The organism is Actinosynnema sp. NPDC053489, assembly GCF_044544865.1.
Classification (GTDB): Bacteria; Actinomycetota; Actinomycetes; order Mycobacteriales; family Pseudonocardiaceae; genus Actinosynnema.
Map to the genome: position 1 here is coordinate 740,071 of NZ_JBITXT010000001.1, position 16,117 is coordinate 756,187.

The 16,117-nt window shown below is 73.5% G+C and carries 11 protein-coding genes and 2 pseudogenes; all 13 read left to right on the plus strand.

Features of this window, described 5'->3' with window-relative positions:
- Positions 1-494: 494 nt before the first annotated feature.
- A complete protein-coding gene (locus tag ACIGNX_RS02845; protein WP_396535608.1) occupies positions 495-1,238 on the plus strand; it encodes a phosphatidylserine decarboxylase in 744 nt (247 codons plus the stop codon).
- A complete protein-coding gene (locus ACIGNX_RS02850) occupies positions 1,235-2,203 on the plus strand; it encodes a dimethylarginine dimethylaminohydrolase family protein (protein WP_396535610.1) in 969 nt (322 codons plus the stop codon). The genes ACIGNX_RS02845 and ACIGNX_RS02850 overlap by 4 nt, the downstream gene beginning before the upstream one ends.
- A 23-nt stretch (positions 2,204-2,226) precedes the next feature.
- Positions 2,227-4,011 carry an ABC transporter ATP-binding protein gene (locus ACIGNX_RS02855; RefSeq protein ID WP_396535612.1) on the plus strand — a complete coding sequence of 595 codons (1,785 nt, stop codon included), beginning with the start codon at positions 2,227-2,229 and terminating at the stop codon, positions 4,009-4,011.
- Positions 4,012-4,016: 5 nt separating this feature from the next.
- The gene (locus ACIGNX_RS02860) at positions 4,017-5,018 is read left to right on the plus strand and encodes an N-acetyltransferase (protein WP_396535614.1); all 1,002 of its coding nucleotides are present in this window, start codon (positions 4,017-4,019) and stop codon (positions 5,016-5,018) included.
- Positions 5,015-6,220 (plus strand): type III PLP-dependent enzyme, encoded by a 1,206-nt coding sequence (locus ACIGNX_RS02865; protein ID WP_396535616.1) that lies wholly within the window; start codon positions 5,015-5,017, stop codon positions 6,218-6,220. The genes ACIGNX_RS02860 and ACIGNX_RS02865 overlap by 4 nt, the downstream gene beginning before the upstream one ends.
- Positions 6,221-6,245: 25 nt before the next feature.
- A pseudogene (gene speD / locus ACIGNX_RS02870) lies at positions 6,246-6,581 on the plus strand (adenosylmethionine decarboxylase); the annotation flags it as partial.
- A 95-nt stretch (positions 6,582-6,676) separates the two neighbouring features.
- Entirely contained in the window at positions 6,677-7,765 is a 1,089-nt protein-coding gene (locus tag ACIGNX_RS02875) for an amidinotransferase (protein ID WP_396535618.1), read from the plus strand.
- The gene (locus tag ACIGNX_RS02880; protein WP_396535620.1) at positions 7,749-10,343 is read left to right on the plus strand and encodes an aldehyde dehydrogenase family protein; all 2,595 of its coding nucleotides are present in this window, start codon (positions 7,749-7,751) and stop codon (positions 10,341-10,343) included. The genes ACIGNX_RS02875 and ACIGNX_RS02880 overlap by 17 nt, the downstream gene beginning before the upstream one ends.
- A 1-nt stretch (position 10,344) precedes the next feature.
- Entirely contained in the window at positions 10,345-12,021 is a 1,677-nt protein-coding gene (locus tag ACIGNX_RS02885) for a thiamine pyrophosphate-binding protein (RefSeq protein ID WP_396535622.1), read from the plus strand.
- Entirely contained in the window at positions 12,005-12,448 is a 444-nt protein-coding gene (locus ACIGNX_RS02890; protein ID WP_396535624.1) for a hypothetical protein, read from the plus strand. Before ACIGNX_RS02885 ends, ACIGNX_RS02890 begins: the two co-directional genes overlap by 17 nt.
- A complete protein-coding gene (locus ACIGNX_RS02895) occupies positions 12,445-13,557 on the plus strand; it encodes a beta-ketoacyl synthase N-terminal-like domain-containing protein (protein WP_396535626.1) in 1,113 nt (370 codons plus the stop codon). The genes ACIGNX_RS02890 and ACIGNX_RS02895 overlap by 4 nt, the downstream gene beginning before the upstream one ends.
- A gap of 152 nt (positions 13,558-13,709) precedes the next feature.
- Positions 13,710-14,873, plus strand: a pseudogene (locus tag ACIGNX_RS02900) (IS3 family transposase).
- Between the two features lie 631 nt (positions 14,874-15,504).
- Positions 15,505-16,026 carry a hypothetical protein gene (locus ACIGNX_RS02905; protein ID WP_396535628.1) on the plus strand — a complete coding sequence of 174 codons (522 nt, stop codon included), beginning with the start codon at positions 15,505-15,507 and terminating at the stop codon, positions 16,024-16,026.
- Positions 16,027-16,117 lie beyond the last annotated feature (91 nt).

Consider the following 16,117-nt stretch of genomic DNA (forward strand, 5'->3'; position numbering starts at 1 on the left):
GCCGAGGATCGACTCGGCCATCGACTCGACGTCCCCGACGGTCACCCGCCCGTCGTGGTCGCGGTCGAACGTCGCGAACCGGACGGCCAACTTGGCGGCGTACGCGTCCCCCACGGTGGTCACGTCGGGCTCCTCCCCGCCGAAGGTGATCGAAACCCGGCGGGGTTTCCCCAGCGGATGATCACAGGCCGTCCGCGCCGGCGCACGCGCCCGTCGCCTGTCTCATCCCATCGGGTGGCGACGGCGACGCCGCCCGGGACAGGGGTCCGGTCCGCCACCACCCGCGACGCCGAGGTGCCGGGGGAACTTCCCCGTCCGGTGGTGTCGTCGTCCGACCGAACCACCGGGAAACGCGACGCCCGGTCACCGCGAAAACGGCCTGAATTCCTTTGGTAGCACAAAATCCACCTGAACGAGTTATCCGAATTGCCCGGGAACATCGGCCGCCCCTAGCTTTGCCGGAGCAGCCGCACGGCGAACACCGGGGAGAGACCGTGGCGAAAGCCCTGCGCACGTGGGTGGAGGACGAGGTGGCGCCGCTGGCGGGGAAGTCCACCGCCTGGCTCGCCCAGTTCCACTTCTTCCGCGACCCGCACCGGCCCCGCTTCGTCGACCCGACCCACTTCTTCTCACCGGCCGACGGCGTGATCGTGTACCAGCGCGTGGTGGAACCGGACGAGCCGCTGGTCGAGATCAAGGGCGGTGCGTACACGCTCCGCCAGGCGCTGCGGGCGCCGCGCTACCCCCACCGCAGCCTCGTCATCGGCGTCTTCATGACCTTCTACGACGTCCACGTCAACCGGGTGCCCTACCCCGGCTCGCTGTCCTACCGGCGGCTCGACGCGCTGGACACCCGCAACCGCCCGATGCTCGACGTGGAGAACGACCTGCTGGAGCTGCTGCGGGTCGACCTGTCGCGCACGGACTACCTGCGCCGCAACCAGCGCGTGGTCAACCGGGTCGTCTCGCCCCGCCTGCGCCTGCCCTACTACGTGCTCCAGGTCGCCGACCACGCCGTGGACTGCATCCTGCCCTTCGACCTGGCGCAGAACGTCCCGCGCCGCCAGGGCGACCGGTTCTCGCAGATCCGCTACGGCTCGCAGGTGGACCTCGTCATCCCGCTCTCACCCGGCCTGGAGCTCGAGCCGGTGCAGCGCGTCACCGACCACGTGCAGGCGGGGATCGACCCGCTGGTGCGCGTGCACGGACTCGACCCGACGACCAGGAGGAGCGCATGACGGCGCTGTCCGAACGCGTCCAGCCCGCACCGGCCGTCCAGGCGGCGCCGACGAACCCGACCCTGTTGCAGCACCCCGCCTTCCTGCTCAACGCGCCCTTCTCGTTCAGCACCGACGAGCCGAACAACGTCTGGATGCGCGAGTACCCCGAGCAGGACCGGCCCGTCGACCGCCACCGCGCCATGGTGCAATTCCTCAACCTCCAGTCCTACCTGGCCGCGGACGCGCTGGTGTACGTGCTGCCCACCCCGCGCACCACCGGCCTGCAGGACCTCGTGTTCACGGCGAACCTGGGCATCGTGCCGGAGCACCTGCCCGAGGGCCGGGACGTCGTGGTCGCCAACTTCACCTCCGAGCCGCGCCGCGGCGAAACCCCCGTCGGGACGCGGTTCTTCGAGTCGATGGGCTACCGCACCCACGTGGCACCCCACCGCTTCGAGGGCGAGGCGGACCTCAAGCACCTGCACGACAACGTCTACGTCGGCGGTTGGGGCATGCGCTCGGACCCGGCGGTCTACGACTGGTTCGAGCGCACCTTCGACATGCGCGTCATCCGGGTGCGGCTGACCGACCCGTACCTGTACCACCTGGACTGCTCGGTCTTCCCGCTCACCCGCGAGCGCACCCTGGTGTGCACCGAGGCGTTCACGTCCGCCGAGCTGGACGCCCTCGCCCGCCACACCGACGTGGTGCCCGTGTCGCTCGCCTCCAGCCGCATCGGCCTGTGCAACTCGGTGCGGCTCAACCGGACCATCGTCAACGGGTCCAACCTGCACGGCATGGAACCGGGCTCGCCGGAGCACCGGCTGGAGCGCGCGAAGAACGACGAACTGGAAGCCATCGCCACCGACAACGGCTTCGACGTCACCCACATCGACCTCAGCGAGTTCCACAAGGGCGGCGCGGACCTCTCGTGCCTCGTGATGCACCTCAACCGCTACTCGTACACGTTCCCGCTCGACTGACACCCCATCGGAGAGACCGGCACATGGTCACCACCGCGCCGCCGCGCCGCGAGTCGGCGCTCGCCACGCTGCGCGACTGGCTCAGCCCCTACCGCGGCCTGCTGGCCGTGGTGCTCGTCCTCGAACTGGCCGCCCGCGCCGCCGCGCTGATCCAACCGCTCGCCACCCGCGAGGTGGTGGAGGGCGTGCAGAACAGCGAGGACCTGATCGGCCCCATCGCCGTGCTCGGCGGGGTGGCGCTGGTGGGCCTGTGCTTCAACTACGCGGGCTACCGGCAGCGCGGCAAGCTCAGCGAGCGGTTCGTCCTGGGCATCCGCCGCGCCATGGTGCGGCGGATCGTCGGCGCGCCGGTCGCCCGGGTCGAGGGCGACTCGACCGGCGACCTGCTGTCGCGGATGAGCTCGGACACCGCGGTGGTGCAGCAGACGACGGTCAAGGCGTTGGTGGACCTCGTCGTCGTGCCGCTGACGGTGGTCGCGGGCATCGTGCTGATGCTCACCATCGACGTGTTCCTCGCCGTGATGGTGATCGTCGTGCTCGCGGTGGCGACGCTGGCCGAGGGCTGGGTGTTCCAGAAGGTCGCGGAGGACACCGAGCGCGCCCAGGAGCACGTGGGCTCGATGCTCGGCGTGGTGCAGCGGGTGCTGCTGGCGTTCCGCACGGTCAAGGCGTCGCGCACCGAGCGGCGCGAGGCCGAGTCGTTCGACCGGCACGCCGAGTCCGCCTACCGGTCGGGCGTGCGGGCCGCGCGGTCCGGCGCGCTGGCCGACACGGTGGCCTACGCGGCCGTCGACTTCACGTTCCTGGTGATCCTCGGCATCGGCGTGATCCGGGTGAGCACCGGTGACGTCGGGGTCGGCGACCTGGTGGCGATCCTGCTGTACGTCGTCTACATCCAGGAGCCGGTGGAGTCGCTGACCGGCTCGGCGGGCCGGCTGTCGGAGGGCCTCGCGGCGCTGCGCCGGATCTCGGGCGTGCTGGCGATGCCGCAGGAGACCGACCGGGCCGGGGAGGGCCGCGCGCCCTCGCCGCGCGTTGCGCCGGTGAACCGGTCGGTGCGGCTGGAGGGCGTCTGGTTCGGCTACGGCGACCGCCCGGTGCTGCGCGAGGCCACCATCGAGGCGCGACCGGGCATCACCGTGCTGGTCGGCACGTCCGGCGCGGGCAAGACGACCGTGCTGAGCCTGCTGGAGCGGTTCGTGGAGCCCGACCGCGGCCGCGTCCTGCTCGACGGGGTGGACCTGGCCGACCTGCCGCTGGAGGAGCTGCGCCGGCGCATCGCCTACGTGCAGCAGGAGGCTCCGCTGCTGGGCGAGACGATCCGCGAGGCCGCCGCGTACGGCGTGGAGGGCGTGGACGACGAGCGGCTGTGGCGGGTGCTGCACGCCGTGGGCCTGAGCGACTGGGTCACCAGCCTGCCGCGCGGGCTGGACACCGAGGTCGGCGAGCGGGGCGTGCAGATCTCCGGCGGGCAGCGGCAGCGGCTGGCCGTGGCGCGGGCGCTGGTCCGTGACAGCGAGGTGCTGCTGCTGGACGAGGCGACCTCGCAGCTGGACCCGTTCAACGAGCAGGTGCTGGTGCGGTCGCTGATGCAGGACTCCGGCGACCGCGTCGTCATCGCGGTCACGCACCGGATGCTGCTGGCCCAGCACGCCGACCAGGTCGTGATGCTGCACCGGGGGGTGGTGCACGCGACCGGGCGGCACGAGGAGCTGCTCTCCGACCCCGCCTACCGCCACCTCACCGCGGCGGCGGACGAGAGCCCCGACAACCACGCCGGGCACGCCTGCCCGGAGACGGCGAGGTGAGCGGCGTGCGCGAACACGTGTGGCGACCCGTGGCCGCCGATGACGCGGAGGCGTGGGCGGCGCTCATGCGCGCCATCCCGCACCGCGACCGGCCGGTGGACCACGTCGACACCGCGGACTTCCGGCGTGGCCTGACCGCGCCGGGCGCCACCCCCGAGGACTCCACCGGCGTTTTCGCCGGTCCGGAGCTGCTGGGGTGGGCGACCGTGCGGCCCGGGACGACCGGGGACCGCTGCGACGTGCTGTTCGGCGTGCACCCCGGGCAGCTCGGCACGGGCCTGGACGGCCGGCTGCTCGACTGGGCGCTGGCACGCGCCGCCGACCGCCCGCCGTGGCCGCCGCTCGTCGGGACGTGGTGCGCCGACCACGACCGGGCGCGGGTGGAGCTGCTCGCCTCGCGCGGGCTGCGGCCGACGCTGACCTACCACGAGGTCTACTCCCGGTTGGACCGCGTGCCGCCGCTGACCGCGCCGCCGCTGCCGGAGGGCTTCCGGGCGCGGACCTACGCGCCGGAGCTGGACGAGGCGGTCCGCGTGGCGCACAACGACGCGTTCGCCGGCCAGCACGAGGACGGCCACGTCGACCGCGACCGCTGGCGCCGCGAGTTCACCGGCTGCCCGGCGTTCCTGCCCGACCTGTCGTTCCTGGTGCTCGACGCGCGCGGCGAGGTCGTGGCGCACCTGCTGTCCTACGCCCACGACGCGAGCCCGCACGGCACGGGTCAGGCGGACCTGAAGGTCGAGTACATCGGCACCCGGCCGGGCCTGCGGGGGCGGTTCCTCGACCGCGTGCTGCTGGCCGAGAACGACCGCGCGGCGCGGGAACGCGGGTACGTCGGCATGGTGTTCTCGGTCGACTCGGCCAACCCGACCGGCGCGCTGCGGGTGTTCGAGCGGATCGGCGTCTACCGCGCCGACCGCGACGAGGTCACGACGTGGCGCCGCTACGACAGCCCGCCGCTGCTGCGGCAGCACGCGGCGACGGGTGCGGGAGGTGGGGTCGCGTGATCGAGGACGTGCTGGTCGCCGACCCGCCGGCCGACTCGGTCGACGCGGTGCGCCACCGGCTGCGCGCGTTCCTGGACCGGCACCGGCCGCCGACGCCGTGCCTGGTCGTGGACCTGCCCGCGGTCGCGGACCGCTACCGGCTGCTGCGGCGGCTGTTCCCCGCCGCGGTGCTGCACTACGCCGTCAAGGCCAACCCGGCACCGGAGGTCGTGGGGCTGCTGGCCGCGCTGGGCGCGTCGTTCGACGTGGCCGGCGTCGCCGAGGCCGAGCTGTGCCTGCGGGCGGGCGCGCCGGCCGACCGGCTCTCCTACGGCAACACGGTCAAGAAGGCGTCGGACGTGGTGCGGGCGCACGCGCTCGGCGTGCGGGTGTTCACCGTGGACAGCGAGGCGGACCTGCTCAACGTGGCCGCGCTGGCGCCGGGCGCGGACGTGCTGTGCCGCGTCTTCGCGTTCCCGACCGCCGCCAGGTCGGCGTTCGGGCGCAAGTTCGGGTGCGAGCCCGACCTGGCCGCCGCGCTGCTGCACCGGGCGCACCGGCTGGGGCTGCGGGCGCGCGGTGTGTCGTTCCACGTCGGCACGCAGCAGCTCGACCCGCGCGCCTGGGAGCACGGCATCGCCACCGCCGCCCGGATCATGGCCACCCTGGCGGCCTCGGGGGTGCACCTGACGACGCTCGACCTCGGCGGCGGGCTCCCGGCCGGCTACCGCGACGGCGCGCCCCCGCTCGCCGACTACGCGACCGCGATCGGCGAGTCCCTGGACCGGCACTTCGGGTCGGCGTGGCCGGAGGTCGTGCTGGAGCCGGGCCGGGCGGTGGTCGCCGACGCCGGGGTCCTGCGCACCGAGGTGGTCCTGGTGTCCCGCAAGTCCTACGAGGACCGGCACCGCTGGGTCTACCTGGACGTGGGCCGGCACAACGGGCTGACCGAGACCGAGGACGAGTTCATCACCTACGCGCTGGCGACCGCGCGCGACGGCGGCCCGGTCGGCCCCGTCGTGCTCGCCGGTCCCACGTGCGACGGCGACGACGTGCTGTACGAGCGCAACACCTACCACCTGCCGCTGGACCTCGCCCCCGGCGACCTGGTCGACGTGCTGGCCACCGGGGCGTACACGGCCAGCTGCGCCACCGTGGGCTTCAACGGCTTCCCACCGCTGCCCACCACCCACCTCGGAGCCAGCGGTGAACCGGTCCGCTGACGCCGTCGGGAACGACCAGGGCCACCTGTTCGCGGGCCGCCACGTCATCGCCGAACTCGTGTCGGTCGACATGGCGCTGCTGGACGACGAGGAGTTCCTGCGCCGCGCCCTGACCGACGCGCTCGACGCGGCGGGCGCGACGGTGTGCGCGGTGGACTCGCACCGGTTCGAACCGCTGGGCGTGACCGTGCTCGCGCTGCTGACCGAGTCGCACGCGTCGGTGCACACCTACCCGGAGCACGGCGCGGCGTTCGTGGACGTGTTCACCTGCGGCGAGACCGCCGACCCCGAGCTGGCGGTGCTGCTGCTGGCCCGCGCGCTGGAGGCGTCGGTCGAGCGGGTCCAGACCCTGTGGCGCGGCACCGGGCACCCGCCCGCGCCCGAGGGGCTACCGGCTGTGCCCCTGCCCCAGGCCACCGCGCCGGGGTGGGGGAGGTGTGCGAACGGGAGGCTGGTATGAGCACCTGGCAGTTGCAGGAACCGGTAGTGGCGCCGCCGCGGCCGGGTGGGTCGCCGGTGCGCGTGGCCACCGAGTGGGAGCCGCTGCGCGAGGTGATCGTCGGCGTGGTGGACGACATGCGCGTCCCCGAGTGGGACCCCTCGATGCGGGCGGTCGTGCCGCGGCACGGGCGGGTCCCGCTGACCGGGTGGGCGGGCCGCCGGTTCCCCGCCGACCTGGTCGAGGCCGCCCGCCGCGAGGTCGACGGCCTGGCCGACTTCCTCGAGCGGCAGGGCGTCGTGGTGCGCCGGCCGAACGTGGTGGACCACCACCGACCGGTGGTCACGCCGCACTTCGCCACCGGCGGCGGGTTCCACTCGGCGATGCCCCGCGACAGCCTCTTCGCCCTGGACGACCTGGTGCTGGAGACGCCCATGGCGTGGCGCTCCCGGTACTTCGAGACGTTCGCCTTCCGGACGATCCTGCGCGACTACTTCGAGCGCGGCGCGCGGTGGGCCGCCGCGCCCAAGCCGCAGCTGCGGGACTCGCTGTGGCGGGACGACCGGGTGCGCGACCACGACGAGTTCGACCCGGTGATCACCGAGGACGAGCCGCTGTTCGACGCGGCGGACTTCGTGCGCATCGGCAACGGCGTCGTCGTGGGGCAGCTCAGCCACGTGACCAACCGGGCCGGGGTGCGCTGGTTGCAGCGGCAGCTCGGGCCCGGCCACCAGGTGCTCACCTACGTCTTCGACGACGACGGCCCCATGCACATCGACACGACGCTGCTGCCCATGGGCGAGGGGAGGGTGCTGGTCAACGAGGCGTGGGTCTCGCGGCTGCCCGACGTCTTCGCCGACTGGGAGGTGCTGGTGCCGCCGCCGTCGCAGTTGTCGCCGGCGCACCCGCTGTACTACACGAGCCGGTGGATCCACTGCAACGTGCTGATGCTGGACGAGGAGCACGTGCTGGTGGAGGCCGAGGAGGCGGAGTTCGCCGCCTACCTGCGCAAGTGGGGTTTCGAGCCGATCCCGCTGCCGTTCAAGCACTTCCAGACCTTCGGCGGGTCCTTCCACTGCGCCACGCTCGATGTCCGCAGGGGCTGAGGGCGCGTCGGGGGTGCTGCGGGCCGGGGACGCGCTCCGGCTCGCGGCACGCGTCGCGGGGGTGCTGGGCGAGCGGGGCGTCCGCGCCGAGCACCGGGTGCTGCTGTGCGCGGCCAACTCGACCGGGTACGCGGTGGTGCTGGCGGCGCTGGTCACCCTGGGCGCGTCGGTGGTCCCGGTGGACCACCGGCACCCGGCGGCGGAGGTGCGGCGGCTGGCCGACCTGGCGCGGGCCGACCACGTGCTGGACGGGGACGCCGTGGCCGAGCTGGTCGCCGTCGCCGCGCCGCGCCCGGACGCGTCCACACCGGACTGGAGCGCCTGGCGCGACCGGCCGGACGCGCTGATCGCCTGGACGTCGGGGACGACGGGGCGGCCCAGGGCGGTGGTGCGCTCCGGCGCGTCCCTGCTGGACAACACCGACCGCACCCTCGCGCGCATGGGGTACCGGCCCGACGACGTCCTGCTGCCGCTGCTGCCGTTCTCCCACCAGTACGGGCTGTCCCTGCTGCTGCTGTGGCTGCGCGTGGGCTGTTCGCTGGTCGTGGCGCCGGAAGCCAGGGTGGACCGCGCCCTGGCGCTCGCCCGCGAGCACGGGGTGACGGTGGTCGACGCCACGCCGATGACCTACCACACCGCGTTGAACCTGCTGCGCCGCGATCCCGGGCTGCTCGACGGCGCGCGGGTGCGGCTGTGGTGCGTCGGCGGGTGCCCGCTGGACCCCGCGCTGGCCGACCGGTTCCGCCGGGAGGTCGGGCAGCCGCTGCTGGACGGCTACGGCTGCACCGAGGCCGGCAACATCGCCCTGGCCACCCCGGACGACCCGGTCGGCTGCGGCCTGCCCCTGCCGGGGGTCGAGGTCGCGGTGCTCGACGCCGACGGCCTGCCCGTCGCGCCGGGCGTCACCGGCGAGGTCGTGGTGACCTCGCCGGACACGACGGGGGGCCTGCTGGACGACACCGGGGGCCTCCGGGCGCGCCCACCCGGCCCGTACCGGACCGGAGACGTCGGCCTGCTGGACGATCGCGGCCGGGTGCACGTGCTCGGCCGGCACGCCGCCGTCCACCGGATGGGCCACACGCTCCACCCGGGGGCGCTGGCGCGCAAGGCGGCCGCGTGCGGCGCGCCCGTGCAGGTCGTGCCGCTGCCGGACACCAGGCTGGGCAGCAGGCTCGTCTTCGTCGTCGCGGACCCGGAGGGGCGTGACGAGCGGTACTGGCGCGACCGGGTGCGGGCCGTGCTGCCCGCCTACGAGCACCCGAACCGGGTGGTCGTCGTGGACGCGTTCCCCGTGACGGGCAACGGGAAGCCCGACCCCGGGCGGCTCGCCGAACTGGCCCGCCGGACGGTGGCGCCCCGGCCGCGCGCCGCCGGGGCGGTGCCGTTCCCGGAGCGGGTGGACCGGTTGCGCGCCGTGGCGGAGTTCCTGCGCGCCGAGCGGGCGGCGGTGTCGGACGTGCTGTGCGCCATCTCCCCGTACCGGTCGGTGCAGGCCGAGATCGCCGGGTCGCTGCGCACCCTGGCGGGCGCGGTGGAGGAGGTGGGCCGCCACCGGCCGCGCGAGGTGGCGCGGCTGGCCGCGTTCATGCCGTCCAACCTGGTCTGCTACTCCTACGTGCTCTACCTGCTGGTGCCCTCCCTCTACACCGGTCGGTCGGTGTTCCGGCCCTCCACCAAGGTCGCCGGGACGGCACTGGCCCTGCACGAACTGCTCGCACCGGTGCACGACCTGCCGGTCCAACCGAGCGCGTTGAGCCAGCGCCGGTTCCTGGAGTCGGAGGCGCGTGACGCGGACGTGGTGGTGTTCACCGGCACCTACGCCAACGTGGAGGGCATCCGGGCGGCGCTGCGGCCCGAGCAGCTGCTGCTGTTCTTCGGGCAGGGCATCAACCCGTTCGTCGTGGTGGACGGCGCCGACCTGAACACCGCGGTGCTCGACGCGATCCGCGTGCGCCTGCTCAACTCCGGGCAGGACTGCTTCGGGCCGGACGTGCTGCTGGTGCCCGAGGCCGACTCGGCGCAGTTCGTGGAGCTGCTGGTGAAGCGGTTGGACGAGTTGCGCTACGGGCCCTACACCGACCGGGACGCGGACTACGGGCCGCTGTTCTACGACTCGGCGCTGGAGGTCGCGACCGAGTACCTGCGCCGCAACCGCGAGCACATCGTGCACGGCGGGACGGTCGACCTGCGCAGCCGGCACCTGCGGCCGACCGTGCTGGTGCGGCGGTGCGCCGACCGCGCGCCCGTCGAGGAGGTCTTCTCGCCGGTGTTCAACGTCCTGGTCTACCGCGACCGCGAGGAGCTGTGGTCGTTCCTGCGGGAGCCGTTCGTCAACGACCGCGCCATGGCCGCGATGGTCTACGGCGACGACCCCGGCACGGTCGAGCTGCTGGCGCGGCGGCACCAGGTGTGCGTGAACCGCACGCTGCTGGACGTGGAGGACGGCAACCGCCCGTTCGGCGGGCGCGGGGTGCAGGCGGGCTACGCCGCCCACCGCAACCGGCGGACCGCGGAACCCCTGCTGATCTCGAAGGCGGTGGCCGACCACCTGGGCACCGCGGCACGGGCGGAGGACTGACGTGGCAGAGCACGCGGACGCATGGCACGCGGTGGCGGACTACCTGCGGTCGGCGGGGTCCCCGCCGCTGTTCGGCCTGCCCGGTGACGACCTCGCCGCCCTGGTGGCGGTCGAGGACGCCGGGCTGCGCCTGGTGCTGTGCCGGGACCAGCGCAACGCGGTGTTCATGGCCACCGGGTACGCCGTGGCGTCCGGGCGGCCCGGGGTGTGCGTGGTCGGCAAGGGACCGGCCGTCGCCAACGCGGTGACCGGCCTGGTCGAGGCGCGGGCCGCGGGCGCGCCCGTGGTGCTCCTGGCGGGCGGCACGGCGGTGGACCGGCGCGGCAGCGGGGCGTTCCAGGAGCTGGACCAGGTCGCCCTCGTCTCGTCCGCGGTCAAGTGGGCGCACCGGGTGGACCACCCGGACCGGGTGGTGCCCGCCGTGGAGCGGGCGTTCCTGGTGGCCACCTCGGGCGCGCCCGGACCGGTCTACCTGGAGCTGCCCGACCACCTGGTGGGCGTGCCGGTGCGGCGCGACCGGCCGTGGACGCCGTTCACGTCGGTCGAGCGCGCGGTCGGCGTCCCCGTCGCCGGCCCGGCCCTCGCCGCGCTGCGGTCGAGCGGGCGGCCCGTGCTGCTGGTCGGCGGGGGGATGCGGCACCGCAACGCCGACGGCGTGGTGGAGCGCTTCGCCGAGGCGCTCGGGGCGGCGGTGTTCACCACCGCGTCGGGGCGCGGCGCGGTGGGGGAGGGGCACCCGCTGTTCTGCGGCGTGGCGGGCCTCTACACGCCACCGGGCACCGAATCCCTGTGGTCCGGGACCGACCTCGTGGTCGCGGTCGGCACCAGGCTGGAGGAGACGGCCACCACCGGGTGGGACGGGCTGTCCGCGCCGGTGCTCCAGGTCGACGTCGACCCGGCGTCGCTGTCGACCGCGCACGGCGGGCCGAAGGTGGTGGGCGACGGCGCGGACGTGCTGGCCGGGTGGACGCCCGCGCTGGGCCCGCGTGACGACGGCGGTGGTTGGCGGGCCCTGGTCGCGCGGTGCCGGGAAGTCGCGCGGGAGCGGGCCGGAGCCGTGCTGGCCGCGGCCCGCGAGGACGACCGGCTGCACGTGGTCGAGCTGCTCGCCGCGATCGACGAGGTGGTGCCCGCCGACCGGGTCCTGGTGCAGGAGAACGGGTTGCAGGACATGTGGTCCTACTTCCACCCGCACTACAGCTGCCACGTGCCCGGCGGGTGCGTGGCCCCGTCCGAGCAGACCACGCTCGGGTTCGGGTCGGCGGCGGCGCTCGGGGTGCGGCTGGCCGTCCCGCACCGACCGGTGGTCGCGTTCGTCGGCGACGGCGCGTTCACCCTCTTCCGGCCGGACCTGGCCACGGCGGACCGCGAAGGGGTCGCGGTGCTGTACGTCGTGCTGCGCAACGGCGGGTACGGGTGGCTGCACGCCCAGCTCGACCGCCACCGGCTCGACCCGGCGCGCCACCCGTTCGCCGCGGACGCGCCGACCGCCGACGGCGCGGGCGTGCACTTCACCGTGACCGACAAGGCGCGGCTCGCGGACGTGCTGCGGCAGGCCTTCGAGGTGACCACTCGGGGCGGGGTGGCCGTGGTGCACGCCGACGTCGACCTCGCCGACCGACACCCGTCCCTGGAACACCTGATCGGAGACTTCCCCGCCCATGTCGCACACCGCTGAACCCCCCGTCGTCGGCACGACGGACCGCTACGCGTCCACCAGGGACGCGGTCGTCGGCACGCTGGGCGCCGTGCTGGACCGCGTGCCCCTCGACGTGCCGCTGCTCGTGCTCGCCGACGCCTGGAGCCGCTGGGCGGCCCGGCGGTTCGCCCGCCGCTGCGTCGAGCCGGGCCGCCAGGTGCGGCCGTCCGACTCGACCGGCCTGGAGACCTCGGAGCTGGTGCGCGCGTTCGCGATCGAACGCGGGTGGCGCGGGCCCTGCTACCTGCTCGCGGGGGTGGACCCGTTGGCGGGGCTGCGGGTGGCGCGCGCGTTCGCCCGGCGGGGGCCGGTGGTGCTGTGCCGGGTGGAGCCGGTGGACCTCGACGCCGCGGACGACCCGGGCTGCGTCGTCACCGCCGAAGTCGTGTCGGGGAGCCGGTCGTGACCAGGGTCGTGGTGAGCGGGACGGGAGTGGTCACGCCGTTCGGGTGGGGGGTGGGCGCGCTGTGGTCGGGGTTGTGCGGTGGTCGCACGGCGCTGGCCGAGCCGCGGCGGTTCCGGGCCGAGTGCTGGGGCGGCGAGCCGGTCGGCGAGGTGCCGGGCGCCACCGCGCCGGCGAAGCGGGCGCACCTGGAAGCGGCGGTGGCCGAGGCGCTGGCGTCGGCGGGGCTGCCCGCGCTGCCGAGCGACGCCCTGGTGGTGCTGGTGGGGCAGGCGCCGGCGGACGAGCCGCCCGACGGGCACGCGGCCGAGGAGTGGGCGGACTTCGTCGGGCCCGCCGTGCCCGAGGCGCTGGGCGGTCGCCAGGTGGTGTACCTGACGCACGCGTGCGCGTCGGCCGCGTTCGGCATCGGGTTCGCCCGTGAGGCGATCCGCACCGGCCTGGCGGAGGTCGTGCTGGTGGCGGGTGGCACGGCGCTCAACCGCTACGAGTACGCCAGCATGCGGGCGGTTCGCGCGGTGGGCCGCGAGGTCGCCCGCCCGTTCGACCGCGGCCGGGGCGGCATCTCGCTGGGTGAGGGAGGTGGCGCCGTGGTCGTGGAGGCCGAGGCGTCGGCTCGTCGCCGGGGCGCGCCCACCGACGTGGCGGTCGTCGGCGCGAGCTGCGGGGTGGGTACGGGCAAGGCGGCCGCGTCCGAGGCCGGCCTGATCGAGGGGTGCGTGCGCGCGGCCGTGGCCGACGCCGGGGTGGACCGGCTGGACTACGTGCACGCGCACGCCACCGGCACGCCGCAGGGCGACCGGGAGGAACTGGCGGCGCTGGAGGCCGTGGCCGCCGACCTGGGCCTGCGGAACCTGCCCGTGGACTCGCACAAGGGGGCGATCGGCCACCTGCTGCACGTGTCGGGCCTGCCCGCCGTCGCCACGGCGGCGCTGGCGCTGCGCACCGGCGCGGCCCCGGGCACCCCGAACCTGCGGGACCCGGAAGCCACCGACCGCCTGCACCTGCCGACCGCTCCCGTGCCCCTGCCGGCGGGCCGCCCGACGACCGCCCTGGTGACCAGCTTCGGGTTCGGCAGCAACAACGCGGCCCTGGTGCTGTCGCACGGCTAGTAGCGTGTCGCTGCTTAGTTGTGGTGCTTGTGGCTGAGAGGCTGTTGTCCGGTAGGTCCTTCTCCCTGTCGGACAAGGACGGTTGGGTCTGCTGCACGGATTGGTGACATCTGAGTTGGCTTGCCGTGATGGTGAGCTGGGAGGATATCGCTGTGCCCAAGCCCTACCCCCGGGAGTTCCGCGAGGATGTCGTGCGGGTCGCTCGTGACCGTGAGTCCGGTGTGACCGTCGAGCAGATCGCCAAGGATTTCGGGGTCCATCCGGTGACCTTGTTCAAGTGGCTGCGCCAGGCCGAGGTTGACGACGGCGCCAAGCCGGGTGTGAGCCGCAGCGACTCGGCCGAGCTGCGCGAGGCGCGTAAGCGGATCAGGCTGCTGGAGCAGGAGAACGAGGTCCTGCGCCGCGCGACGGCGTACTTGTCGTAGGCGAACCTGCCGGGAAGGCTCTACCCGCTCGTGAACGAGCTCGCCGCCGACGGCATCCCCGTCGCGGTGACGTGCCGGGTCTTGAACATCGCTCGACAGCCGTACTACCGCCGGCGTGCCAGGCCGGTCACCGCCACCGAGCTCGAGCGGGCCCATCGGGCGAACGCGTTGTTCGACGCCCACCGCGACGATCCGGAGTTCGGCTACCGGTTCCTTGCCGACGAGGCCCGCGACGCCGGCCTGTCGATGGCGGACCGGACCGCGTGGCGGATCTGCTCGTCCATGGGCTGGTGGAGCGCGTTCGGCAGGAAACGTCGCAAGAACGGGAAGAAGGCCGGTCCGCCGGTACACGACGACCTGGTCCGCCGCGACTTCACCGCCACCGCGCCGAACCGGCTGTGGCTGGCCGACATCACCGAACACCGCACCACGGAAGGGAAACTGTATCTCTGCGCGATCAAGGACGTCTATTCCAACCGGATCGTGGGCTACTCCATCGACTCCCGGATGAAGTCCCGCCTCGCCGTCACCGCGCTCACCAACGCGATCGCCCGCCGCGGTGACGTCGCCGGTTGCGTGGTCCACACCGACCGCGGATCGCAATTTCGATCAAAGAAATTCGTCCGCGCCCTCGCTCGCCACGGACTGACCGGCTCGATGGGCCGCGTTGGCGCCGCCGGTGACAACGCGGCCATGGAGAGCTTCTTCGCGTTGCTGCAGAACAACGTTCTCGACCGACGCACCTGGCCCGCCCGAGACGCCCTCCGGACCGCGATCGTCACCTGGATCGAACGCACCTACCACCGCCGCAGACGCCAAGCCGCGCTCGGCCGGTTGACCCCCATCGAATACGAGACAATCATGACCACGTCAGCCAGTCAGGCTGCGTGACTACCACTGTCACCTACTTGTGCAGCAGACCCGAGCGGGAGTTCGTGCCCACGTCGGAGTTGGTCGAGGAACTGGAGGCCGAGGCGGTCGCGTTCGCTCGCGAGATGAGCGAGTTGGGGTGCAACCCGCTGCGGCAGTACGTGCCGGACGGGGAGACCTCACGGCGTGTTCGTGGCTACCTGACGGCGGACATCCGGGCGGCTGTCGAGCGGGTGGCGGCTGAGTGTTCAGAGCGGCGTGCGAGCCGTGAACGATGAGCACCCGGCGCGCCCTCGCCGCCGTGTCGTACCGCGCTCGCCCGCACTGGTCGACCGACCTGCCGGCATGAACCGGTCAAGCATGATTGACAAACCTGCGGCAGGGGACGTCCCGCGTCCGAGGTCCGCTTCGCCACGGGGTCGCCACCGGGCGCGCTTCCCCTCCGTGAGCCAAAGTGCGCCGTTGCCCCTCACCGCACGGTCACGGCTTCTCTGCCGACGGGCTTGTGCCTTATACGCGGCACGGGTGGGCCTTTCGCACCGGCAGGACCACCCGTCTGGAGCAGTGCACCCCTCCCCGGCGACCTCTGGTGCCCCGCAGGCGCCCGTTGGACCGTTGACGGGAATCGCTGACCACTCCGAGGAGAACCCCGATGCGCCGCCGCCTCACCGCCCTGCTCTCCACCGTCGCCCTGGCCGCCCTGCCCGCGGCCCTGATCACCGGCACCACCACCGCGCACGCCGCCGACGAGCCGACCGTCGTCTGCGAGGACGCCAACAACGTGATCGAGGCCGACTTCACCACCAACACCGCCCAGGTCAAGACCTCGATCTACCACGGCTGCGTGGCGGTGGACGCGCCCACCATCGTCTACGGCCGGGTCCAACCCACATCCGGCACCGCCACCGGCAGCCAGTCCAACGCCTCCATCACCGTCCCCGACTGGACGATCCGCTACTACGACGCGAGCGACAACTGGATCGCCACCACCCACGTCGACATCACCGCCACCTACCTCGGCCCCCTGGCCAACGTCATGACCGCCACGACGCTGTCCACCAATTCCGTAGTGCAGGTCACCGCCGGCACCGCCAGCCGCGCCTGCCCCACCCCCACCCACTGCACCTACTACAACTCTTCCTGGGCTGCGTCATACCCCTACTACCCTTACTAGGCAGTGTCCTGTAATTCGTCATCGCAGCCATAAGACGATGGCGGCGATGGTGAGTTCGGCCTGGTAGTAGGCGGCTCGTTTGGCGTAGCGG

Excerpts from the sequence above, each read along its gene's own strand:
- ACIGNX_RS02875 (WP_396535618.1), top strand. The coding sequence starts at position 6,677 with ATGAGCACCTGGCAGTTGCAGGAACCGGTAGTGGCGCCGCCGCGGCCG.
- ACIGNX_RS02855 (WP_396535612.1), top strand. The coding sequence starts at position 2,227 with ATGGTCACCACCGCGCCGCCGCGCCGCGAGTCGGCGCTCGCCACGCTG.
- ACIGNX_RS02890 (WP_396535624.1), top strand. The coding sequence starts at position 12,005 with ATGTCGCACACCGCTGAACCCCCCGTCGTCGGCACGACGGACCGCTAC.
- ACIGNX_RS02905 (WP_396535628.1), top strand. The coding sequence starts at position 15,505 with ATGCGCCGCCGCCTCACCGCCCTGCTCTCCACCGTCGCCCTGGCCGCC.
- ACIGNX_RS02880 (WP_396535620.1), top strand. The coding sequence starts at position 7,749 with ATGTCCGCAGGGGCTGAGGGCGCGTCGGGGGTGCTGCGGGCCGGGGAC.
- ACIGNX_RS02850 (WP_396535610.1), top strand. The coding sequence starts at position 1,235 with ATGACGGCGCTGTCCGAACGCGTCCAGCCCGCACCGGCCGTCCAGGCG.